12 protein-coding genes and 2 pseudogenes are annotated in these 24843 nt (G+C 45.9%); 1 reads left to right on the forward strand and 13 read right to left on the reverse strand.

Going from position 1 to position 24843, the window contains the following annotated elements:
- Positions 1–29: 29 nt before the first annotated feature.
- The 9 genes and pseudogenes from RMZ42_RS06130 to RMZ42_RS06165 all read right to left on the reverse strand — a co-directional run bounded on the left by RMZ42_RS06130 (position 30) and on the right by RMZ42_RS06165 (position 19700).
- Entirely contained in the window at positions 30–512 is a 483-nt protein-coding gene (locus tag RMZ42_RS06130) for a transposase (protein ID WP_322670568.1), read from the reverse strand.
- Positions 513–723: 211 nt separating this feature from the next.
- Positions 724–1356 carry a LysE family translocator gene (locus RMZ42_RS06135; protein WP_322670569.1) on the reverse strand — a complete coding sequence of 211 codons (633 nt, stop codon included), beginning with the start codon at positions 1354–1356 and terminating at the stop codon, positions 724–726.
- Positions 1357–1765: 409 nt separating this feature from the next.
- Positions 1766–3097, reverse strand: a complete 1332-nt coding sequence (locus RMZ42_RS06140; protein WP_322670570.1) for an ATP-grasp domain-containing protein — start codon at positions 3095–3097, stop codon at positions 1766–1768.
- The gene (locus RMZ42_RS06145; RefSeq protein ID WP_322670571.1) at positions 3081–3320 is read right to left on the reverse strand and encodes an acyl carrier protein; all 240 of its coding nucleotides are present in this window, start codon (positions 3318–3320) and stop codon (positions 3081–3083) included. Before RMZ42_RS06145 ends, RMZ42_RS06140 begins: the two co-directional genes overlap by 17 nt.
- 52 nt (positions 3321–3372) lie before the next feature.
- Positions 3373–6738, reverse strand: coding sequence for a non-ribosomal peptide synthetase (locus RMZ42_RS06150; protein WP_322670572.1), 3366 nt, complete (start codon positions 6736–6738; stop codon positions 3373–3375).
- A gap of 1 nt (position 6739) precedes the next feature.
- A complete protein-coding gene (locus tag RMZ42_RS06155) occupies positions 6740–10024 on the reverse strand; it encodes an amino acid adenylation domain-containing protein (RefSeq protein WP_322670677.1) in 3285 nt (1094 codons plus the stop codon).
- A 75-nt stretch (positions 10025–10099) separates the two neighbouring features.
- A complete protein-coding gene (locus RMZ42_RS06160) occupies positions 10100–11332 on the reverse strand; it encodes an MFS transporter (protein WP_322670573.1) in 1233 nt (410 codons plus the stop codon).
- 634 nt (positions 11333–11966) lie between these two features.
- A pseudogene (locus RMZ42_RS34655) lies at positions 11967–12053 on the reverse strand (IS630 family transposase); the annotation flags it as partial.
- Between the two features lie 30 nt (positions 12054–12083).
- Positions 12084–19700: a non-ribosomal peptide synthetase gene (locus RMZ42_RS06165; RefSeq protein ID WP_322670574.1), complete on the reverse strand. Its 7617-nt coding sequence runs from the start codon at positions 19698–19700 to the stop codon at positions 12084–12086.
- A gap of 248 nt (positions 19701–19948) precedes the next feature.
- Here RMZ42_RS06165 and RMZ42_RS06170 point away from each other — a divergent pair.
- A pseudogene (locus RMZ42_RS06170) lies at positions 19949–20741 on the forward strand (transposase).
- Here RMZ42_RS06170 and RMZ42_RS06175 read toward each other — a convergent pair.
- From RMZ42_RS06175 to RMZ42_RS06190, 4 genes are all read right to left on the reverse strand, one after another.
- Positions 20697–21347 carry a GNAT family N-acetyltransferase gene (locus RMZ42_RS06175; RefSeq protein ID WP_322670575.1) on the reverse strand — a complete coding sequence of 217 codons (651 nt, stop codon included), beginning with the start codon at positions 21345–21347 and terminating at the stop codon, positions 20697–20699. The pseudogene RMZ42_RS06170 and the gene RMZ42_RS06175 overlap by 45 nt on opposite strands.
- Before the next feature lie 170 nt (positions 21348–21517).
- A complete protein-coding gene (locus RMZ42_RS06180; RefSeq protein WP_322670576.1) occupies positions 21518–22498 on the reverse strand; it encodes a hypothetical protein in 981 nt (326 codons plus the stop codon).
- Between the two features lie 2 nt (positions 22499–22500).
- Positions 22501–23526 (reverse strand): hypothetical protein, encoded by a 1026-nt coding sequence (locus RMZ42_RS06185; RefSeq protein WP_322670678.1) that lies wholly within the window; start codon positions 23524–23526, stop codon positions 22501–22503.
- Positions 23527–23688: 162 nt separating this feature from the next.
- Positions 23689–24843 (reverse strand): acyl-CoA dehydrogenase family protein, encoded by a 1155-nt coding sequence (locus RMZ42_RS06190; RefSeq protein ID WP_322670577.1) that lies wholly within the window; start codon positions 24841–24843, stop codon positions 23689–23691.

A 24843-nucleotide genomic window follows, 5' to 3' on the forward strand; every position in this document is an offset into this window, starting at 1 on the left:
GTTTTTAGCTATTTTAGCAATTACAGGTATTACTTAGCAAAGTTCGCTTGGCAGACTACTAGTATATGGGTTGAGTCAGTGCGCTGTTTTCCCCTTGCTGACAGTAGTTTGAGTTCCTGAAATTTTGACAGCATCAAGTCTAGTATTTGCCGCTCGACACCACCTGTTATTAATCGGTCGCGGAATTCGCTTGAAACACTAAAGTCAAAACTAGGGTCTGTCAACTCCAACGACAAAGAGTATTTCCAATCAATCCGCCCTTGCACTGCTTGCGCTGCTTGTCTATCAGAGAGATTCTCTAAATATTGCATTACCAGGATCATCGCTAACCTCCAAGGTGCTTGCGCTGGCTGACCCCGTTGTGGATACAGTGATGCGAAATCTTCATCCTGATAAAAGACTCCAAGTTCATCACGCAGTTGCATATATAAATTATCTTTTGGAAATGCGGCCTTGGCTACACGTACCGTTTCATTGGGAATAGGAGGAATTTCTTCAGGATGTAAGCACATATACTGCCTCCACAGGTATTTGTTCTAGTTTATTGATAATTGAGGCAGCTAACTTAATTTTTTTTCTTTCCGTGTAATACACGGAAAGGCGTGATTCTCCTTTTCATGTAATACACGGTAAAGCAGCCGTTTTTTTGTTAAGCAATATTTCGCCAACGGTATCGCTTTCTTGTCTATTCCGTCAACTAAATATTGTCCGGAGTATTGATACTTATGACTTTTCAAATGCCAACTTAACTCCAAGACCAACAAACAAAACACCCGTGATTCGTTTAAGCCAGAATCCAGTAGCTTGCTTTTCACAAAAGTATCTACTGAATTTAGCGGAGAACCAGGCAACAAGTAAACACCAAATCGTCCCAGTAAAGATAAAGGTTGATCCAAGCCCAAAGAAAGCCAGAACTCTCATATTGGACGTATCATTAATAAATTGTGGTAGAAGTGATAAAAAGAACAAAGCAACTTTTGGATTTAAGACATTAGTTAAAATGCCTTGTTGATAAATTTTCCATACTGACAATTGCGTGTAATTGTTAAATTTGTTCTCAACTGAAGATGCACATTCAAGAAGCATCTGAACTCCGAGATATATTAAATACACTGCACCTACGAGTTTGATCATTGAGAACGCCGTGCTTGAGACTGCCAAAATCGCAGATAAACCAAAAGCTGCTGCTGTCGTATGAATCAGCGAACCTGTACTAATTCCCAGAACAGAGATGATTCCTGCTCTACGCCCCTGAGCAATACTTCTACCAATAATATAAAGTGTATCCTGCCCTGGCGTGATATTTAGTGCAAGTGCTGTTATTAAAAAAACAGAAAAGTTTTGGATTCCAAACATAGATTTTTAGCGATTAGGGGGGTAAATAAAATTCTGTTTGTAAGTATGAGTACTAAGTTGATATTCGGTAAAAACATTATGAAGGCTCAGTAGATTGATAAATTTTTTATAAGCCTTAGGAGCCGTTTATCTGAATCCAAGTCTTAATTTTTACTAAATAAGTTTTATTAACCACATATGCTAAATGACTAGTAATGTAACTATAGTGTAGTAGTATAAGAGGATGTTTTAAAAGTAGGGGACATATTGTAAAAAAAATCACAAGATTTAAGCTAAAATTTGTAGAAGAATCAGCACCTCGTCAGCGAATGACTAAAGCATATCCTAGCAACCTCATATGGAAGCAGTGGGATTAATTGCACAAGGGTTTCCACAAGCAAAACCAGGCGGTCGAAAGCGTACTCTAGTTTTATTTAGTGTAGTTATGTTCTGATCCCTTCTCCCAATCTACGTGCAACAACTTCTGTACCTGCTTAACTGTGTTTAACACTTCATCATGTGATTCTGCTTGACCGGAGACCACGACAATGTGCGATTGCGTGCCCCATGTCCAACTAATTGGTGTATTGAGTTCCTTAGTTGCTACGACTAAGGTTACTCTGTCCAGTTGACTTATTTCTTTCAAACCTTGGATAGCCTTGACAGAAATCGCATTTAGAGGTGGCGTTATGAAGTAGGTAAAACCCACCTGGTGAAAGTAGATTTCCTGTAACGGCAGGGGAAGCCCAAGAGCATTACGCAGCGCCTCAGCCACAGCATCTATTCCAGTGCTTGCTTGTAAGAGTGGGGTCACATACCCGCCTAGACGCCCGTTGACCTCAAGTACACGTGGTCCAGATGAAGTCAGCTTGAGTTCAATGTGTGTCAACCCACAGTACACACCAAGCGCTTTAGCAGCACGCTCAGCCAACTTAAAAGCAGCTTGTTGAGTATCCAGATCAAGCGTCGATGGCAAAACCATTCCCTGCTCGCGAAAAGGCTCAGCGAGAGGAAACTTTCCTGTGATTGCCAAATGTCGCACAGTTTCACCAGCAAAGATTGACTCAACGGAAATATAATCGCCCCAACAAGAGCCCGCTACATTACTGTCACCAATCAGCATCTCCTCTAGAATAAAACGATTGGGTTTTACACACCTTTCTGTGGATGGCGAAAGCAACTGACGTATAAGCGTGCGACCCTGCTGCAAGCTGTCTATACGGTAGGTGTCACGGCTCGCAGCTCCAATGGCTGGTTTGAGTACAGCAGGAAGCCCAACCTCTTCCAAGGCGGGATCTAAATCGTCAACTGTGCGGATTTCACGCAGCCGCACTGTATCAACACCACTCTCCGCCAACGTCTTACGCTGATGAACTTTATCTTTCAATTTCAGAATCGTTTCTGGGCTATGGGCATCTAGCCCCAGGATAAGTCCTACCTCAGCACAGGCAGCGAGAGCATATTCACTAAAGGTGACTATACCAGCCGGATGATATGATGCGAGCAAAATAGCAGCAGATTTTGCATCGCAACCTGTGATATCACACTTGTCTCTGTAGCGTTCCAGCATTGGCATGACCTGCATCACATGCCTACTGCGGCGATTATAGGCGAACACAACACGACAAATATTGCGGGCAGCTTTGAGAATTTCAAACACTGTCGCCGCACCTTCATCATAGAAAACAACGACAACAGGCAACTTCATCTGTGTAGAGTTTGCAGTTTTCAACATCGCTAACTGCTTATCCATTGTTACCATGTGCCTCATAAACAGCTGCAGTAAATTCCCCAATTGTAGGATAATTAAAAAGCAAATCGATTGGCAGTTCGACTCCGCAATCTTCCTCAACACTTTGGAGAATGCGCCATGCTAGTAACGAGTGCCCACCAAGATCGAAGAAGTCTGAAGAGTTGTCGAGTCCCTCGACATTGAAAACTTGCTCCCAGAGCATAATCATTTTGTTTACGTCTATTGTCGTCATTGTTCACTCCCATGTGATAAAGATGATTGTTGACACAAATAGTTATGTAAAATTAATTACAAACCCCAGCCTTATGAAGTTCGATATTTGGGTTATGAAGCAGTTGCTCAACAGTCCATTGACATGCTTGAGCGATAGCGTGTACCTGTTTATGTCCTAGTTTTGTCGCCACAATATCGGCAACCCATTGGTCTCCCTGCAAGCGCACCAGCAGCTCAACTGTTGTCTTATTTGCTTTAATAATCTCTGTTGGATTATTGAGAACGCGGACTCCAGGAGCGATTTCCTCAGCAATACCTGAGCCTAATGAGAGACGGACCGACCCGACTAATGGAAGACTGTTTTTTGGCCAGGTTTGTATAAGTTGCATAAAGTACTGATTGATCAATGCTACCCAGTGGCGAGTCGGCGTCATGGTAGCTAAAGTTGTTGCTTTTCTTGCTGAAAGGTAGGTACTAGCTATGTCGGAAGTAGGCTGTACTAGCAGCAGATGATAATCCATCAAATTAGCGACCACGTCAAAGATGTTTTCGTGAGCTATGCAGTCGCGACCATGATGGGCCTTGCTAATGGCCACGGCATTCAGCCCAAATGTTTGATACATAGCTTGTGAGAGCCCCGTCGCTAGGACAGTAGTCAAGTCGTGAATCGAAAGCTGAACTAAACGTTCGGGAACCATCCAGCTTGAGGTGACAACAGTAGGCTCTACGTTGGTTAGTTCGCTGGCAAGCAAATGGGTAACTTCTTCTTCAGCCTTAATATACTTTTCCAAATACTTATGTATTGCATTGAGATTTAATCCTTCACTGTAGCTCGATTGTGTTAGAGAATGTATTATCGCGTCACTATCCACCTGACGGTCTGAACGAGTCGTTATTCCAAGTAACTCTGTAATATCCAGAGCAAGCCTCTGGAGAGATGCGCCGTCAAGCAGCAAGTGTGGTGCTCCCAGAAGAATTCTGTATGTAGTACTTGGCTCTATTGCTACCGCTACAGTCGCAGCCAGTCCAGTCCATGTCGCACAAATCTCGTTGATGGTTTTCTTGATCTCACTGATCGCATGATTCACCTCATCCGTTGAGCACCCGAGGAGGTCAATAACGGTAACATCCATCTGAGGAACTGCTAACGTGCACAAGGAACTCTCTGTCAGGCTGTCAATGCGTTGACTCCGGAGAAGTGGATACCGCTGGATGAGCTCAACAACGGCTTTCACGACGTCTTCGATTCTATGTGCGCCAGGCAACTGGAGATCGAGTAGCGCAGTACCAGTTTCTGTTGCTCGCTGCAAACTCAACCACAATTTCGTCAAGGGACCAATCTCAGGCTTGCCCTGTGAGTTCAACACAAATGACTGTACCCCTGCTTGAAGCTTCTCTAAAATGGCATAGCGATCACGAGGCCATGAAAAACTGAAATTGTGCATATTTCTATCATTCCGTAACGACGTTGCTTGAACGTCATTAGGATGGTTAACTAATGGGTTGCCGTTGTTCTGCTTACGCCACTGTGCAGTAAGAGCTAATGAACGAATTGTCGCACCACGAAGCATATCTGAACCGCGAATATCTAAACCATGACGCTGCAGGAGCATCACAGCACGAAAGGCAAGCAACGAAGAGCCCCCCGCACGAAAAAACTCACTGTTCGGTGTAAGGTTGTTCGTCCCGATAACCCTAGACCAGACCTCAGCGATGAGGCGCTCGGTTTCTATCTCAAACCTGTCACGATCCTCACAAGCAATTCCCACCCTATTATCAAGTAAGCTAAGCAACCTTTGGCTGTCTACTTTGCCATTCTTGTTCATCGGCATTTGATCTACTGAAACGAGAATATTTGGAACCATGAACGATGGTAAACAAGCAGAGAGATACTCTCGGAGATACTCTGTATTTGGCTCTGTTCCAGAGAAAAAGCAGATCAATTGCTCTGCCGGTGAACCTTTGACCAACACTACTGCATCATCAACACCTGGGCATCTCTCGGCGAGCATCTCGATTTCCTCTAGTTCGACCCGATACCCTGAAATTTTTATCTGTCTGTCCAATCGACCCTTGAATTCGAGTACCCACTCGCCTGACGACAGTTGAATAAGTTTTCCCAAATCCCCTGTATGATAGATTTTTTCCGAACTTTTTTCCTGAAAGTGAATCTGGGTGAAGGCACGCTTAGTAGCCTCAGGACTAGAATATTCTAAAGCAACTCCAGCACCAGCTATGCATATTTCTCCGACTACTCCTGGGGGGCAAAGTTCGTTGGCATCATCAAAGATGTAAATACGATAGTTAGGCAAAGGTGTACCAATAGGCACCTTACCCTCCTTATGTATGGGATCAACCTCAAATTCCGTCGCATTGATTGTGGCTTCAGTAGGTCCATAGATGCTATTAATCCGGCACTGAGAGATCACTGATTGATACCATTGATGAGTCTGATGGTAATAAATGCTTTCGCCCCCTACAACAATCCAACGAAGGTTCGGCAACTCAAACTTGGAGGGTTCCTGTACCACTGCTCCTAAGAGGTGTACCCAATGTGCAGTCACAATGTCTAGGTGGGTTATCCGTTCTTTCCTCAACCACTGCAAAAAACTATGGGCGTCTTGACGAACCAAACTCGGCACTACCATTAGACATGCCCCAGAAACCCAGGCTGAGAATATCTGCTGGACTGAAGGGTCGAAAGTCAACGGAGCATTTTGGCTCAGATGATCGCCAAGTTCGACGGCATGCCGCTTAATGTACCAATTAACGAAGTTGATAACGTTGCCTTCTGAGATACAGACACCTTTGGGTTTGCCTGTTGTTCCCGACGTGTAAATTATATAGCAGATACGTTCCCAGGTGTTGCTTTCTAGTTCCATTCTCTGCTGCTTTACTGTAGCTGCCATATGTGGCTCACTTAGGGGCCAGGAATGCCACATAGATGGAGCCGTACTTTCTTCAAGCACTGCTCTCACCTGCACATCCCCACGCACTTTATCGAGTTTCTCGGCTGACGCAGCATCTGACAATACGGCGACAACCCCTGCACTTTGAAAAATAGTCTCTAGCCGATCTTGGGGCTGGTGTGGATCGATTGGTACATAAAAGCAACCCGTTTTCAGCACTCCCAGCAAACCCACGTAGGTGCAGCACCGTTTGACAGCAGCAATAGCAACAGCTTTGCCGGGCTTGACCCCTTGGGATATCAGGAATTTTGCTACCATATCAGCACGATAGTACAGTTCTGCGTAGCTAAGTGCTCCGTCTTCGGCAACGATCGCTGGACGAGATAAATGGGCTTGAGCAACCCTTTCCAACCAATTGATCAAACTGTGTTCAGGCGGATATACAAACGCTGTGTTGTTGTACGTATGCCAGACAGATCGTTCCTCATCAGTAAGGAACGCGTCAACAGCCAGATTTTTGAAAGTCAAGTTACACCTCCATTTGGTGAAGTACTCGCATCGTCTCGCGAAGCACAGTTGCGACAAACTCCTGCTCAACTTGGTGAGGCCAGTACTCAATCCGCATCTCCATCGTAGTACCGACCAACATATGTAATTGGTGGATAACTATAGATAGCGGTGAGGCTGCGGTTTCTGCTGACAGCATCTCCTCTACTTGCGGCTGTAGTTGAGGCAGCACGGGGTAATCGACAACATTGACTCCGGAATCATAGTTTTGGAAGATGAAAGTTACGTCTGGAGCACGAAGATTGAGAGAAATACCCATGTCGCTGAGTAGATCGTCAACATCAACTCCGTCAAGGGCGATAATGGAACCAATACACTTCTGTAGTTGCCCCAATATCTCATCAGAAGGCGAGCCTGGCTGAGTTTCAACCAAGATCGGCACCGTTCTAGCTAAGGAACCAACAAGTCTCTCTACACCTGCTATTTGAACGTTCCTCCCAGAACTAACCAACCCTATTACCAGCTGGCGCTCACGTAAGATTCTACTCAAAGCTGATGCTACTGCATATAAGTATATGGTACTGACCATCACACCTGCTTGAGATTGTAACTCAAGAACTTTACGGTGCACCTCGGTTGGTACTTGTAAGCGCTCGATACCCCGTCTACGCTCTGCACTGCTTGCTACCGATGGACGTGGAAGGCGAACAACTGTAGCGTTAGCAAACATAGCAGCCATCTCTTCAATATCTTCGGCACGAGGTGCTGTATAGGTTGTCTGCACAAACTCACAGAAGGATAGTGTAGGGGGTAGCATTGGGCGAAAGTTTCCCGACACTATTGATTCGTAGATCCTCGCAAACTCCCGTTGCAACAACTCCCAGGACCAACCATCAGTCACAAGATGGTGCATTGTCCAGACAAGGGTAGTGCCTTTATCTTTTCTTTGCACTGCAACAAGCCGCAGTAGTGGAGGATGCTGTAGGTCGAAACCTTTTAGCAATTCACGTTCAGAGATCGCACGCACTGCTTGCTCCTGAGACAAACTTTCACAAGATGAGATGTCCTCAATAGTGAATGGTATTGGGGTACTCTTGTGCACTTTTTGGTAGGGACAACCAGAATCGGGTATGATGACAGCAATACGGAGCGCATCGTGCCGTTCAATAAGTATCTCTAATGTGGCTTCTAAAGCATTTGAGTCTAAAAAAAATGTGTAAGAGTGTATCTCGTGTACTAAGCCAACTTGCACACTAGAAGAGTCCTGTAGCAGAGTAGTAGCTAAGATTGCTCGTTGGGACGGTAACAATGGAAGTTGATCAGTGAATATTTGCGTCACTTCAGTTACACATACACCTGAATAGTTCTCACGCGTTTGTGTTTCGAGTCTGACGCAGTTATCAGTGATAAAGCGAGCAAGCTTCCTGACTGTATTATGTAAGAATACATCTGTACCCCGTATCGAAAAGCCGATATTAACGCAGGCATGACGGAGTCTTATAATTGTAATGGAGTCTGCTCCAGCTTGAAACAGGTCGTCGTCTGGTCCAATATTGCGATTCAACAGTTGTTTGCAAACCTCCAACAGGGTATTTTCCGTTACACTGAGAACAGGGGTGTCTTCATTTCTCACCTGTTCATGAGATGCGAGGGCAATTTCCCTACATGCACGGCGGTTAATCTTGCCATTGTTAGTTATTGGTATGTCTTCGGTTATGATCACACGTGATGGGACAAGAGCTGGCGCGAGTAGTTTAGCTGCGTAACTACGGATATCTTCAGGGCGAACGTCAGACCCTGTACGTACTAAGGCTACAAGTTCGTGATCTCGTCGGTTGTCTCTCGGTACTACTATAGCGATCGCCTTCTCGACACTTGGGTGTTGGCACAAAGCGTACTCAATCTCAAATGGCTCAACTCGCACACCGTTTACTTTAATTTGATCGTCACGTCGGCCAACATAAACTAGATCATTAGAAGACGTCAGTCGTACGATATCACCTGTGCGATAGAGCCGGACATTAGGGTGATCGCCTGGGGAACAAACTATAAAGTGCTGTTCAGTTGTTTGGGTCTCTCCAAGGTATCCGCGTGCTAGGCATTTGCCTTCCAGGTAAAGTTCACCATCAACATGGGGGGGACACGGCTGGCCATGGGCATCTAGTATGTGGCATCCTACTCCAGGCAAGGGTTGACCAATGGGTACAATAGCACTTTCAATCATACGTGATATCTCGTAATAAGTAGCATCAACTGTAGCCTCGGTAGGTCCATAGATATTAAATAATCGATGTCCCTGCTCCCATGAACGCCAGCAGTTCACATCGGCACTGTTCAGCGGCTCACCAGCAAGTAATATGACCTCCAAATCAGGCAACAATCGCTGACCTTGGGCAATGGCTTCTGCAGCAACTGCTACCACTTTCGACCATAGAGTGGGAATGGAATCCCAGTGGGTAATCCTATGCTCTCGCAGCCAAGATAGTAAGCGTACGCCGTCAACCCGCTCTCCCTCGGGAATGGGCAATAGTGTAGCACCAGCCGCCCATGCTGTAAATATTTGTTGAACCGAGGCATCAAAAAACAGAGAAGCATTTTGGGTAACCCGCGAGGCTGGGCCTATCTTCATTGTGTCGCGAACCCAGTCAATCAGGTTAGTTATGCTTCCGTGTTCAACCATCACGCCCTTGGGTGTACCAGTTGAACCTGAGGTGAAGATGACGTAGGCCAAATCTTTCGGGGATGGCTGTGGCAATTGTATTGAGGCATCAGTATCTAAACTCCAAATTGTTGCAAGTATCCCACTCCGAACTGTGATCGCCTGAAAGGGTAAGGGCTCATCAACCAACAGTCCAGTGATACCATGACCCTCGATTCGCGTCCATGTTTCTGCGTCAGTTATGATAACTTTGGCACCAGTACGCTCAATCAATTTATTTATAAGCGTTTCTGGTAACATTGGATTTAGCGGCACGTAAGCAGCTCGAGCCATCAGCACTCCCAACATTGCGGAATATACTCCCAGTTGTCTGTCAGCAATGATGCAAATTCGATCCTCAGTACTAACATTTTGGGAGTGCAACCAACAAGCTACTGCTTGGGCATACTTTACTAGCTGTTCGTACGTCAACTTAGCGTTACCAATTTCTAACGCCACAGCGTTTGGGTGACGTTCAGCAGCATCAAGCACGAGATGAATCAAGGTCACTTCGGATGTCGCTTTCACTGGGGATTCAGACGTTCCCATCAGACTGCTAGATAGGCCAGTGTTCAAATTCCAACTGGTAAAATTCGAGTGATCAATCATATCTTTATTTAGAGTAATGTCTGTTGTCTCCACCTTCTGATCTATCGTCTACTTCTGGCAGTACAAACCCACTACTCACACATTGTTAGCATGACGGATACTACGGCTCAATATACTAAAGAGGGCTAGCAACGCCAGCACAGTGGTGTAAAAGAGTACCGTTTCAGTTTTCCCCGTGGTTTCCAAAAGGTAGCCAGTGATTGCGATTCCCACTGGTAGGCTGCCAAAAGACAAAAAGGTCATAAAGCTTTGCACCCGTCCAAGACTATCTTGTGGGGTAATGTGGAGCATATACTTTCTCTGGATGACATTGAGTATAGAGACTTGGAAAGAGATCAGCGCCCACAGCAAACCAAAAGCAAGCGGCGAAAAGTCGAGAACTAGCAGGGGAAAGATCGCTACCGTCAAAACATGTTTACCAATCACAGCTTGGGCTAGACCAATCCTCTGCTCAAGACGATTCGATACTACAGCTCCAATAACACCACCTACAGCTGCTGTTGAGAACACAAATCCTACTTCTGCTCCTGTGAACCCAGCATCACGCACCAACACGATCATCAGTAGCCCAATCCCAGCAAACAAGCAGTCACCAGCCGTGTTGAGTATCGTCAAGTCTTTCACCAAGGGTTGGCCAGCAACTATACCAGCACCAACAAGAAGATCCTTGCGCAAATTCATAGGTGGAAAGGGTGGCTTTGGTCCCAAGCATGAGCGCAACGACAATATACACAGTACGATGATGCCAAAAGACAGAGCGTCAACGACAAAGGGTAGCCCAGGCCAAATATTATGAAATAACAGCGCTGCTGTCGGTGGTCCTACTATCGCCGCCAGCCGTTCAATCATCTCAGACTGAGCCGAAGCTGCACCAAGTTGGCGGTTACTGACCAAAGCTGGAAGAGCGGACATCTGCGAGACTTGGTAGAATAAACTAGCAACACCTTTGATAAAGCCCACCACTATTAGATGCGATATGGTTAGGTTGCCAACGCTATAGGCCAGTGGTATAGATCCCACCGCCAAAAGGCTTAAAATGCTAGAGCTAACCATCAAATCCCTGCGAGAAATGCGATCAACCAGTACACCTACTGGAAGGCTGAATAGGGCATAAGGTAAAGTTTCAAAGCTAGCCACCAGACTAGACTTTAACGGCGATTGAGTCATAAGCAAAACGAGCAATGGCATTGCAATGAGCGTCATCTGGGTGCCCATAGAAGATATGAGATTTCCTATGAACCACAACCGATAGTCACGGTTGCAGTACAGTGGTAGGGATAACTGCTCTGTTACATTTTTCTCATCCACAATTAAGCTCCTCCTATTCTTAAATTTCCGTATACTTTACCTATGCCCCTATAGTTAATATTGCAAATCACCGCCACAGACAGATCAAATATCTCCTTTAAGCATTAACTTGAGGAAAGAATTTCTAGTAGTCTGCTAAGGAAACTTTGCTAGGTTATACAGTCGGGTATAAGCGCTCCATCTTTCTCCGTGCATCTGTAGTTTGAAAGCGCCAATAGACGCTTGTGCGTTGGAAATTGCGTTATTTCTCCCAAGTAACAATTTCAGAAGATAATGTTTGTATATCGGGAATTCTTCGCTCTAAGAGGCTGTTTGAAAAGTGGTTCGCTGTGACTTTAGGCACTTTTAGATCCCCCCTAACCCCCCTTAAAAAGCAGGATTGATTCATTCCACAAAAAGCCTTAAAAATCAATGGTTCTAGCGATTAAAAATTAGTTATTTTGTTACCTACGTGCCGATGAAACCAACTATTTTACTGATATTTCAGTGTTTAAATGTTCATCTCTTCGTCACGCTTACTTATAATTTTCTTGCTAATCATCTTGACAAATCCTGTTTGAAATGGAATGAATCAGCCCTGGGATTGAGGGGGATCTGAAACTTTTGATACCGACAATAGGAATTTTCAAACATCCTCTAAACATTGACGAGATAAAACAGACAACTCAATCTCGACTTGATTAAGCCAACTTGCATGTTTAGGGATGTAGTGAAACTTTACTAACACACCCTACTGACTACGAATTACGAATTACGATATGGTTTCCATCACAGATGCCTCCCAGCGAGCAAATAAACGGGCAATTTGGCTTAATGTATGGCGATCTTGACAATACTCAATGACTCCTATAAAGCCTTTATCAGTATTGAGCACCTCAAGTAGTACATTAAACTTAGCAGTCGCGTTTTGCCCCGGTTTCTCTGCCTGAACCTCAACATTGGCAAGTTTTAGCTCTGAGCCACGTAAGTCGTTGAATGAGAAAGCAAGCGAAGTCAGTGCAGTACCATCGGCTCCAGGCACTTCCCCTAAACTACGTAGCAATACGTCAAAAGGTATAGCAGAGTGATTTACTGTCTCCTGCCAATTGGAATTGACTTTGTGGACAGTTTCAACAACAGATTGCCCCTTTTCAATCAAAGTACGTAGTGGCACTTGATTGACGAAAAGGCCAACGATATCGGTGACTTCTGGTAGTCGATTAGCAACTTGAACAGCGACAGTGATGTCAGTTTGCTTGCTTTCACCTGCCAAAGCATATTGAAATGCTGCAACTAGCAGCACAAACGGGGTGGTATGCAAACGCGCAGCAGTCTGAGTCAAAACGGAAGACAGTTCTGGTCCCAAGTCAAATAGATACTCTGCTCCCTTACGAGGGGTGTTAACAGTCGTATCTACTACAGGTAACCCAAACTTCGATCTGTCAGCTAAGATGCGCTTCCAAAAAGCAATATCCCTGTGCCATTGCTGGCTTTGAAGCGCCTCTCTCTCCCACCACGCATAGTCAGTGAATGTGAGGTAGCTGGATGGCAAAGCAATGGAGCATTGCTGCCCATAAAGGTGTTTACTGTATAAATTACTGATATCTCTCCAAAGTATACTCAGTGACCATCCGTCAACGACCAAGTGGTGAATGGTTAATAGTAGGCATTGATCTTGCTGTTCAAGGCGTATTAATCGAGCAGATAGCAGTGGTGCAATGGCCAAGTCAAACTCCCGCTTTGCCTCTTGCTCTTTGAGTTCTAGCAACCTTTGATCACGAACAACGGGGTCAAGGCTTGTCAAGTCATCGTAATATAGTCGGCATCTAGCCTCAGGCATAATTATCAGGCGCGGTTCCTTACCATCGTCCGCTACACAAGCTCTTAAAGCATCGTGCTTAATTTGCAGATCGTGTAATGCTGCTTCTAAGGCCACCTCATTTAAGTAGCCCCTGATGCGGAATGCTAAGGGCACGTTATAAACGGCAGCATTGTTGTTTAACATATGATCTAGCCAGATACGTCGTTGGGAGGAGGATAATGGTGCTTCAGTGCGACGATCTAGCCGAGGGATAATCGGTCTGCTTTCAGTTGAGGACACCCACATTCGATCAAGCTCAGTGGCTAAGTCCTTGAGAACAGGGTGAGCTATGACAGATGACAAGGAAATTTCAATACTGAGCTGGCGACGTAGTACTGCTACAACCCTGGAGGCGGCCAAGGAGTGACCACCAAGCTCAAAGAAATCATCTTCCACTGTCATAACGTCTACACCGAGGACCTCTTGCCATGCTTCTGCAATAGCACGTTCAGAGCGCGTCTCTGGCTCGGATGCCGAAGGCTTCGCCGTTGTATTGACTGGATTGAGTAGTTTTGTTCGATCCAGTTTCCCGTTTGCCGACAGTGGCATTGCCTCGATCTTAATCAGAGATGAAGGGATCATGTAGCTAGGAAGCCTTTTCGATAGGACTTGCCGCATTGTCCGTATTGTGTCAACATTAACTGGGTTATCAGTTACTACGTAGGCCACAAGTGTAGTTGATTCGGGATTTTCGGAGCCACGTACGACGACAGCTGCCTTGCTAGCCAGATTCTCCTCAACTATGGCCGCCTCAATCTCCCCTAGTTCAATGCGGAGACCACGCAGTTTCACTTGAGTGTCCCGGCGACCGAAAAATTCAATAGCACCATCAGAGTTCCAGCGCACAATATCTCCGGTTAGGTATATACGGCTTTCAGAACCCATGCAGAAGGGATCCGGGACAAAGCGTTCGGTGGTCAATCTGGGATTATTTAGATAACCACGCCCCACGCCCAAACCGCCAATGCACAATTCTCCAAGTACGCCAATTGGTACTGGTTGTAGGTGGTGATCAAGCACGTAAAGCTGAGTATTGTTGATTGGTTGCCCGATGGGAACGAGTGAGTTCCACTCTTGATTACAGCAACTAAAGTATGATACATCTACTGTTGCTTCAGTCGGCCCGTAAAGATTGTGCAGCTTGGCGTTAAAGGTTTGAAGGCACCGATGTGCCAGGTTAGATGGTAATGCCTCACCACTGCAGATCACCATACGTAATGAACGACTCAAATACGCAACGTCTTCAACGTCAAGGAAGTAATTCAACACGCTGGGAACAAAGTGGATAATAATTGTCTGTGTTCTTTCAATGAGTTTGGCCAGTTCGAGGAGGTTTCTATGCACGCCAGGTGCAGCTATCACAAGGGTAGATCCAAAGCACAGTGTAGCGAAGAACTCCCACACCGATACATCGAATGAAAATGGGGTCTTCTGTAGAATTCGATCTTGGGGCTGAAATCCATAGTGATTCACCATCCAATGGATTCTATTCAACACCGAGCGATGCTCAATCATAACGCCTTTAGGACGCCCAGTTGAACCTGATGTGTAGATCACATATGCTAGGTTACGCGAGTTGGCCATCTGCTGCAAACGCTGTGGTGATTGCTTTTGCCAAAGCCGACTTTGCTCACCGCTACCGTCAATGACAATCACCTCCTGTGCATTCAGCCCAGCCACCCGCTCCTTCAGGCGTTCCTGGATCAGAACCACCTGAGCCCCCGTATCTTCCACCATGTACATCAGTCGTGACACAGGATAATCCGGGTCAAGGGGCACGTAGGCACCCCCCGCTTTCAGGATCGCCATGAGCGAGATCACCATCTCGATGCTGCGCTCCAGGCAAACTCCCACGAGTACCTCTGGTTTCACCCCAAGTTGACGCAGCCTCTGAGCTAGGCGGTTTGACTGCTCCTCCAGTTCACGGTAGCTCATTTGTTGATCCTCGAACAGTAGGGCTGTGGCATCTGGGGTGCAGTCTACCTGAGCCTCAAACAGTTCTGACAGGGTTAAATTGTTCGGAAAGGTCGCGGTTGTGCCGTTCCCATGTTGCATCACTAAGTCTCGCTCACCCGACGACATGATCGGCAACAAATCCACTCGGCATTGTGGGTTGGCGATCGCACTACCCAGTAGTACTTGTAGTCGTTCTGCCCAGCGTTGCACCGTTGACTCCTCGAACAAATCCGAGTTATACTCAATAGCTAGCTCTAAATATTCATTAACATTTGTGAACTGGAAAGTGGCATCAAACCGTGAAACCCCACTATCTAGCGCAATCTCATGTGACCGCAAATTGGGCACATTAAATGCTTGTTCATAGGATGAGGATCTATAGAGTACCATGATTTGGAATAACGGCGTACGGCTCGGATCTCGATTAACTTTTAAAGTATCAACAACGGAGTCAAACGAGGCGGCAGAGTGCTCGTATGCATCAACCATTGACCTACGCACAGAGTCAAGGAGGTGCTTAAATGAGTCATGAGGCTCTATTGAGCAACGAATAGCTATTGTATTTGCACACAAACCAACAACATCTTGGAGATCCGGGGTGTCACGACCCGCAGTGACAGTTCCCATAACAATGTCTCTTTGATAGGTCAGCCGATGCAGCAGGATCGCCAGTCCAGTAAATAAGATTGTGTATGGGGTTGTCCCGTAGTTTCGCGCATATTCATTGACGGCTCTTGCAATACTTGCATTGAGCCGTGTGTGGAAAGTTGCACCTTTCCCCGTTCGGCGGATAGGGCGGGGTCGGTCGATGGGGAAGGTCGTTTCAACAGGCACCTTATTCAAAGTCCGTTGCCAGAACCGCAAGTCCCGTTCTATAGTACCATCCTTTATCTTACTTTTTTCCCATGCCAGATATTGGGAGTAGCCAGGCGCACTTCTTCGGCAGTTTAGAGTTCCTTGAGTCAGAAGTTCTTGGTAAATATGTGCTAGCTCCCGCAGCAGAATCTCAATTGACCAACCATCCGCGACAATATGATGCATTTTAAGTAGCAGGATATGTTCATCTGGTGAACGTCGGATGAGCAGAGGCCGAAACAGTGGACCATTGACCATGTCAAACGGTATTGTACTCCGTTCCCAAAGAAGTGCTCGAATGGAAGATTCGTCAACGGCTTCGCTCAGCTCCAAAAACTCAAGAACAACGGCATCTGGTGGGAGTGTTTCTCGTCTAGGTACACCACCATCTTCGGGAAAACGGAAGCGCAGAGGTTCATTCTGGAGTAAAATATGCTCTAAAGCACGGCGGAAAACTTCGACGTCAAATTTGCCATCAAGGTTAAGTGCCACTAATATCGTATACTCTGGAAGTCCCTCAGATAGCTTATCAAGCAGCCACATTCGCCGTTGCGCTATGGATACTTGATTAAAGCTTTGGGAGGTTTCTATCTCTGCAGATGGCTGTTGCAAAGTGGCGAGTGCATCGGCCATCGCCGTTACCGTTTGGTGTTCAAAAACCAGGCGCACAGATACTTCAACATTGAATAGTTGTCTGAGGCGAGAAACTAGCCGGATAGCCTGGATGGAGTTTCCCCCCAATTCAAAGAAGCTGATATCGGAGGTATCTGGTCGCTGACTCAGCACTTCTTCCCATACGTCGGCGATCGCTCTCTCTGTGGGGGTGAATTTTACTGCTGAACGGGATGGAATCTGTGATACCTTTGGCAGTGAGCTACGGTCAATCTTACCATTTGGGGTCAAAGGAAACTGTTCAACGATCACAACTCGGTTGGGAACCACAGCCTTAGGTATTCGCTCGACCAAGTAGGACAGCAGTGATCGCTCATCGATATCTGGTTTCTTGCTAGCGGCGAACGCCACAAGTATCGCTTGCTCACCCCCATCCTGCACCATAACCACAGCATTGGTAACAGCAGGATGTTCAGCCAGTACAGTTTCAATCTCCCCAAGCTCAATGCGCACGCCGTGCAGCTTAATTTGATGGTCACGACGACCAAACAGCTCCAGGTTACCATCTGGTAACAAGCATCCAAGGTCACCTGTCCGATACATACGGCTCCCAGGTATGTTGGAGAATGGGTCGGGCAAAAACCGTTCAGCCGTTAACTCAGGACGACAATGGTAGCCACGGGTAACCGAGAGACCACCGAGATAGACCTCCCCTTTAACGCCTATAGGAAGAGGTTGTAAAGCCTCATCTAGTACATATACTGCCTGATTATCCATAGGTCGACCAGCAAAAACCCGATCACCAGTGCTACGCCAAAAAGTGGAGTCTACTGACACTTCTGTCGCCCCGTAGAGGTTGATAAGGTCACTGTGCAAATGTTCAGCAAACTTACGTGCTAATGCCGGCTCGAGCGACTCTCCACTGACAAAGGCATAGCGGAGTGTTTGACAATCCTCAGGATGTACGTGCTCTACTAGCAGACTCATCAGGGAAGGAACCATGTGTAGTCCTACTACTCGCTGCTTGTGAATTAGAGTTCCGATATGAGCAAGGTCGAGGTGTCGTTTTGGGGATACCAAGACAACGGTGGCCCCAACCATGAGTGGCCAAAAAATTTCGTAGACAGATACGTCGAACGATAAAGAGGTCGCTTGCAGAAATCGCTCACCTGAATTTAGCGGAAACTCCTTCTGCATCCACCAGTTATAGTTGCAGATGCCCCTATGCTCAATCATAACGCCTTTAGGACGCCCAGTTGAACCTGATGTGTAGATCACATATGCTAGGTTACGCGAGTTGGCCATCTGCTGCAAACGCTGTGGTGATTGCTTTTGCCAAAGCCGACTTTGCTCACCGCTACCGTCAATGACAATCACCTCCTGTGCATTCAGCCCAGCCACCCGCTCCTTCAGGCGTTCCTGGATCAGAACCACCTGAGCCCCCGTATCTTCCACCATGTACATCAGTCGTGACACAGGATAATCCGGGTCAAGGGGCACGTAGGCACCCCCCGCTTTCAGGATCGCCATGAGCGAGATCACCATCTCGATGCTGCGCTCCAGGCAAACTCCCACGAGTACCTCTGGTTTCACCCCAAGTTGACGCAGCCTCTGAGCTAGGCGGTTTGACTGCTCCTCCAGTTCACGGTAGCTCATTTGTTGATCCTCGAACAGTAGGGCTGTGGCATCTGGGGTGCAGTCTACCTGAGCCTCAAACAGTTCTGACAGGGTTAAATTGTTCGGAAAGGTCGCGGTTGTGCCGTTCCCATGTTGCATCACTAAGTCTCGCTCACCCGACGACATGATCGGCAACAAATCCACTCGGCATTGTGGGTTGGCGATCGCACTACCCAGTAGTACTTGTAGTCGTTCTGCCCAGCGTTGCACCGTTGACTCCTCGAACAAATCCGAGTTATACTCAAATGCCCCAACCAAGAGGCCCTTACTAAAGCTAAATTGCAGTGATAAATCAAACTTGGCAGTTTTATTTCGGGTTCCAACCCAGGACGATAGGGGCAATTCAACCGCTTCTAATCCCTGCAGATTTATCCTTAAGTCAGGAGCATGCAAAAGCTGACAATTTGTTTGAACCAAAGTCGGCCTGCTCAAATCCCTTTGTAGACCTAACTCATCCAGCAGCATCTCCCACGGCATATCGTTGTCTTGAACTACTCCAAAGACCTCATGACGCATACGTTGCATAAGAACCTCAAAGGTCGGGGTATCTTTCAAGTCGATACGCAATGGCACCAAATTAGCAAAGCAATTTATTTGATTAAATTCTTCTGCCCTCACCCGTCCTTCGGTGGGTATGCCAATAATGAAGTCTAACTGCTGGCAGTGACGTGATAGCAGCACAGAGAATGCTGTGAGACAAATGGTAAATAGAGAGGTGCGATACTTCCGTGCACACAAATTGAGATCGGCAACTAATGTTGGAAGAATGTTGAAAGTATAACAACCACCCTGATAACTTCGATGTTTACTGTATGGCTTGTCTGTAGGAAGTGCCAGGGTAGGAACACCTTTCATCTTTTCCGCACGGCTGATAATGCGACGGCGTCCACTCTCAGAATTCCATATACTCATCGAACTTTCCTGCACTGAGCTTGGAGCCGCAGCAGAGATGTTCGGGGGTGTAACTCCTTTTATCAAGCTTTGATAACATTCTTCGATATCGCGCAGTAGCAAAGGAATTGAGGTGGCGTCACATATTATGTGATGAAGAGTAATAATCAGTTCATGCCGATCTGGGGAAAGGCGCACAAGGTCGATTCTTAGCAGTGGTCCTACAGCCAGATCAAACGGTTCAAGTGATCGAGTTGCGGCAATTTGGTCAACTTCCGTCTGTGGTTCAGAGTGAACTGATACGTCAATCTCTCGTAGATCAGGTGAAAGTTCGGTGTGAACAAATTGAACTGGATCGCGATCAAGCATAAACGTCGTACGTAGGGCTTCATGACGCGCTGGCAGCAAATGCAGTACTTGTAATAGAGCCTGCCGATTGAGGTCTCCGATTAATGGTAAACGTACTTGCAATATGTAAGCAAGGTTTTTAGGATCAATCAGGAACTGTGACCAGATTGCCCTCTGTGCATAAGTCATAGGGCGTTGTATACCAACTGCGGATTTAGGAGCTCTTACGTTAGACATTGATATTTATCAGCCTCTTGATGGATTGGATAAATCTTTGCAAGTTTAACTGGTGTTTAATAATTTGTTTTTAAAGTCAATACCTTCGCCAAAAAAAGAGTGAGATAGGGCTGCCGTAGTAAAGTTATTGTCTCTCACAACGACAACTCAAAAAACTACAAACAGCCCATGCCCCACATCTTAATCATTGCGGAGAGTGTTTGTTACCGCAGATCAACGCTACAACAATCCGACAATTAAACCAAATAATCCTTGCTATGTTAGCGATGAGCGGACGAGTCACCATGTTGGGGATCTCCCGTTGGGCAGGCATTGGTGGCAGTTATCGGACAATGTTGCGGTTCTTTCATACAGTAATACCTTCAAGGGGCGACGTTGTTTTGGCTGTTTTTTCGCAAGCATTTATTTCGTGCGAATGACATATATTTACTGGCAGGAGATAAAGTTGTAATAAGTAAATCAGGAAAACAAACTTATGGGCTGGATAGATTTTTTTCAAGCCTCTTCAGCAAACCTAACTGCATAAAGAATTTGCCCAAGCACTAAATATAGTTATTTTGGTTAAAACCAATCTTAATACTAATGCTCGTAGCCATGTAATTCTATTTTCTAGTGACCTCAAATTGCCATTTGAAAAACTAATTTACTACTACAAACTTCGCTTTCAAATCGAATTTACTTTTCGAGATGCCAAGCAATTTTGGGGACTGGAAGATTTTATGAACTTAAGCCAAACTACTGTAACTAATGCTGCTAAAACACACATTCTTTATTGTTAATTTAATCTACCATATTCTCGCTGATTTTCTTCAGCACAATCCCAATTCTGGCATTATTGATCTTAAGGCTTATTATCGTGGTTTCTGATATGTTCGTGAAATGTTGAAAATGCTTCCTGAAATGCCTGAGCCTATTTTATTAACCCAGATTTTTGCCAAGCTTACTTCTCTAGGACGTATTCATACGGTTTCTACAGGCGTTGAACCCTCGTAAATTGGCAGAGGGATTGTAAAGTGGGCAGTTCATTAACACTGCTCCATCCTCATGGGGTAAAAGGGGATGAAACCCAATATTAATATGCTTGCTCTTTTGAAATCCTTGGCGGTGATATAGGCGAATTGCATTTTTGTTGTCTGCCAAAACAATAAGGCTGACACTAGAGAATCCTTGAAAGCTAGCTTTTTCCTTAACGAAATTAATTAGATAGCTTCCAATTCCTTGCCTATGGTACTCAGGAGCAACCGAGAGGGTATTTAAAAAGCAACTGGAGTCAACACGACTGTCAAACCAATCTTGAAGAATAGCCAAGCGCTCTTTCGTAAAAAATTCCTCCATTTCCTTCGTAATTCTGTGTTTTGTAGCCGGGTAATAATTGGCAATTCCTACTAATGAGTCATTATGAACAGCAACCTGCACATTCTCATAAGAAAGTTCGCTTTGTTTGTTTCTAACAATTGAGCTAAGAATTCTTTCAGTCGAGATACCAGGTACTAATTCATTGAAGAGGAATTCAATAACTCCACTAGAAGAGAGGTTCATTAGTCGTGCAATAAATGGAGCGTCTGTCTGGTTTGCTGGACGATAAGTAATTTTAACCATAACACAAGAAATTCTTATAGAGTGCAATGTATGGGCGATAAAACCCATATCATTGCTTATTTAAGAATTATGAATTTTTACCTGAGATGAGCGAATCTATGATTTGTACAGTCATGACTCGTTTAACATTGAAACGACTTACAGAGTCTCAATTTCTGACTTCATAATCATTATAAACAGCCTCTCTGAATGCTGTACTCAAGAATAGCCATCGCACTCGAGAGCTTCATTGAAGCTTGCAACCAGACGAGCGACTGTTTGCCCTCCAAAACTGCTGTAGAAACCTCTTCTCCTCGATGGGCTGGTAGATCATGCATAAAAACAGCTTTTGGCCACCTTTGCATAAAGTTCTCATCAATATAGTAGGGTCGAAACACCTCTCGCCAAGCAAAATCAGATTTTGTTGTACCTGTTGTTTGCCATCGAGTGGTGTAGACAACATCGACCTCATCGGGCAGATCCACAAGACTATAGGTTTGGGAAATTGCGCCTCCCACCTCTTTAGCCTTACGAGTACATTCCTCTAAGATTTGTGTTGGCAGACCATATTCTGGTGGAGTGACAACCGTGAATTGGCACCCTTTGAAGGATGTTAGTCCTCTAGCAAGTGCTGTAGCAGTGTTATTACCTTCACCTATATAAAGAACCCGTAATCCTTCTATAGACCCAAAGTTCATCCACATTGTCGCAAGGTCACAGATTCCTTGGGTTGGGTGTTCTTCAGTTGTCATAGCGTTAATTACGGGAAGCAGACCACCACCGGATAGTAAATGCAGTTCATGAGTAGGACCAGCCGTACGCACAACAAGCAGATCAAGCATTGATGCAAATATTTTGCCCGTGTCTTCTAATGATTCACCAGTGTTAGTTTGCAAATCAGCAGGTCCAAACATCACCGGTGTTCCACCCAGTCGAATGGTAGCGACTGTAAAAGCAGTCCGCGTTCTAGTTGAGGTTTTGGAAAACAGAATGCCAACAGATCGTCGTGTCAGTGGTGAAGAGTGAGCATTTGGGTTACTATGTAAGTCGCAAGACCTCCTCAGGAGTCCGATCATACTCTCGTTACTTAGCTTGGACAGCGAGATCAATCCATACTCATGCTTTACTGCTCCACAAGGAGTAACAGGCCAAGATGTTATTTTATGATTCATTATCAATCCTCCCTAACAAGATTAAGGGTGTCTCCTATTCCCAACTGCTTTGCGACAGAGTGCACCGCGTCAAGTAACACAATATCAAGGATGGACATACCAAATGGGTTACTCACAATATGCCCCTGACCTGGTCGGACTGCCTTGGCTGTACCTGCAATCACCTCACCAAGGGTACCGACTATCCGGGGACGACCATTGACGGGACCATCAGGTGGGACAATCTCGCCATCCTGGATTAGCCGTCCTAAGATACGCCGAGGATTATCTCTAACCAGATCGATGTCATCAACGAAGATAGCTTCAGCAGTCATAAAGGCGTCTGGCTGTAAATCATCTAAGGAAACGTGGGCGACAAAACTACCCGAAGGGAGCCAGGATACTGGAATGTAAGGTACGGATGATGTGGTTACAGTGATGAGCACTGGTGAAGCCTCTATAGCTGCTCTGGGTTCAGTGTGTATCTGTACACAATTACTTGGCACCTGCTGTAACCACCAGTCTGCAAGAACTAGTGCTACTTCTTGGTTCAGATCGTAAAGATGGAATGTGCGCACCTGAGGAAAGTATTTTGCAACTAGTTCTAGATGTGCTTTAGCTAGTACCCCACAGCCAATAATTGATATTGCCTCGAACGATTCTGGTCCCAGAAACCGGAGGCTCACTATAGTATATGCTGCCGTACGCAATGCTGAGAGATACGCAGCATCAGCGATGAGATTAGGTCGTGCCGTTTCACTATCGAATAGAAAACTGACCCCACCTGCACGAGGAATGCCGTGTTTTGGGTTCGACAAGGCCGCGTTGATAACCTTAAGTCCATAAACGGGGGGCATCTTGCCTGAAAGGGAGCCAAGCATAGCCAGGGAGCGGCAATAGGCACCTTCGGTATTTTTCCAAGCTAAGTACCCTTCATCTGGTATGTCGGTTAGACCTTTAGCATGGTAGACTAGGGCTTCTTCAATAATTGCAATGGGATCAAGTTTACCTACGCAGTGTTGTACCGCAGCTCGGTCTAGGAGCAGCATAGAATCAGGAGATTGGGTTGCCAACGTAGTTCACTCCTTTGATAAAAACTTATACTAATTCGTAATATGTGCTGCGCACACCTACGCGAACGTAATTAACGAAGCTAGACTGCATTTAGGTTTCGGGGCTTACATTTGTAGCATTATTTTGGTGAATTGGTATTAGTATTTAGCAGTGCTATGCTCAAGGTAAGCACTGATAAAATGTAATAATGCCTCGTCTGCACCACCCGCCAACGAGCTAGCGCGGCAGTCGCGGAAATCACGTTCAACTCCACCTAGGGTCATGTAGCCTGCTGCCCCGTAAAGTTGGAGAGAACAGTCGGCAACAGAGCGGACTAGTCGGCTGGCTCGTAGTTTGGCCACACTGGCTTCTCGTATACAATCCTCGTTACGAGCAAGCTTTTCGTACGTGGCACTAGTGTAGGTCATGACCAGATCAAGTTCTGAAAATAGCTCTGCAAGTCGGAATGACGCTGATTGGTGGTTAAGCAGCTTCTCTCCTAGCATCTGACGGTGTGCTGCATAATGAATAACCTGGTGGAGCATCCGCTTTGCTTGGGAGCAGGCCACCACCGCTAAAAAGCACCGCTCTCGAGCAAAGCTGCGAGTTTGTAGCTCATATCCGCATCCCTCTTCATTTAGAAGATTTTCACTAGGTACCAACACCTGATTAAAGGTTAGGTGTCCGTGGTCACAACTCCAGTTGCCAAGCTTCTCTATAATTGGTTCACGAGTCACACCAGGAAGGTTTGTCGGGATAACCAATATTGATAGATTGCTGATACTATTACCACTTCCCGTGCGGCACAATGTGACAGCGAAGTCAGCAATTGAACCATTAGTGATCCAGGCCTTACCCCCATTTAGGATATAGCCGTCTGAGGTGCGTTCAGCACGAACTTGCATAGCACCCAAATCAGATCCCCCTTTGATCTCGGTGACGGCAATAGCTGCGATCAGGTTCCCTGAAATTGCGCCGCTAAGAAAATTCTGCTTCAGCTCTTGAGAGCCATACTCAGCCAGCAGAGGTGTTGCAATGTCGGTTTGTACAGATAGACTCATAGAAATAGAACCTGCACTTAGTTTGCCAAGCTCCTGAGCCCATACGTAAGAATAGCCCAAGTCCAGACCTAGTCCTCCATATTCAACTGGGTGGGTCAGTCCAAGGTATCCCAACTTGCCCATCTTAGTATATACCTCTCGAGCAGGCATCTTTCGCTCTTTTTCCCATATGTCGATGTGTGGGGCTATTTCTTGGTGAAGGGTACGTCGGAGGGACTCGCGGAACAGCTCATGCTGACGGGTTAGTTTCAT

The organism is Nostoc sp. DedQUE05 (assembly GCF_034530955.1).
Lineage (GTDB): Bacteria > Cyanobacteriota > Cyanobacteriia > Cyanobacteriales > Nostocaceae > Nostoc.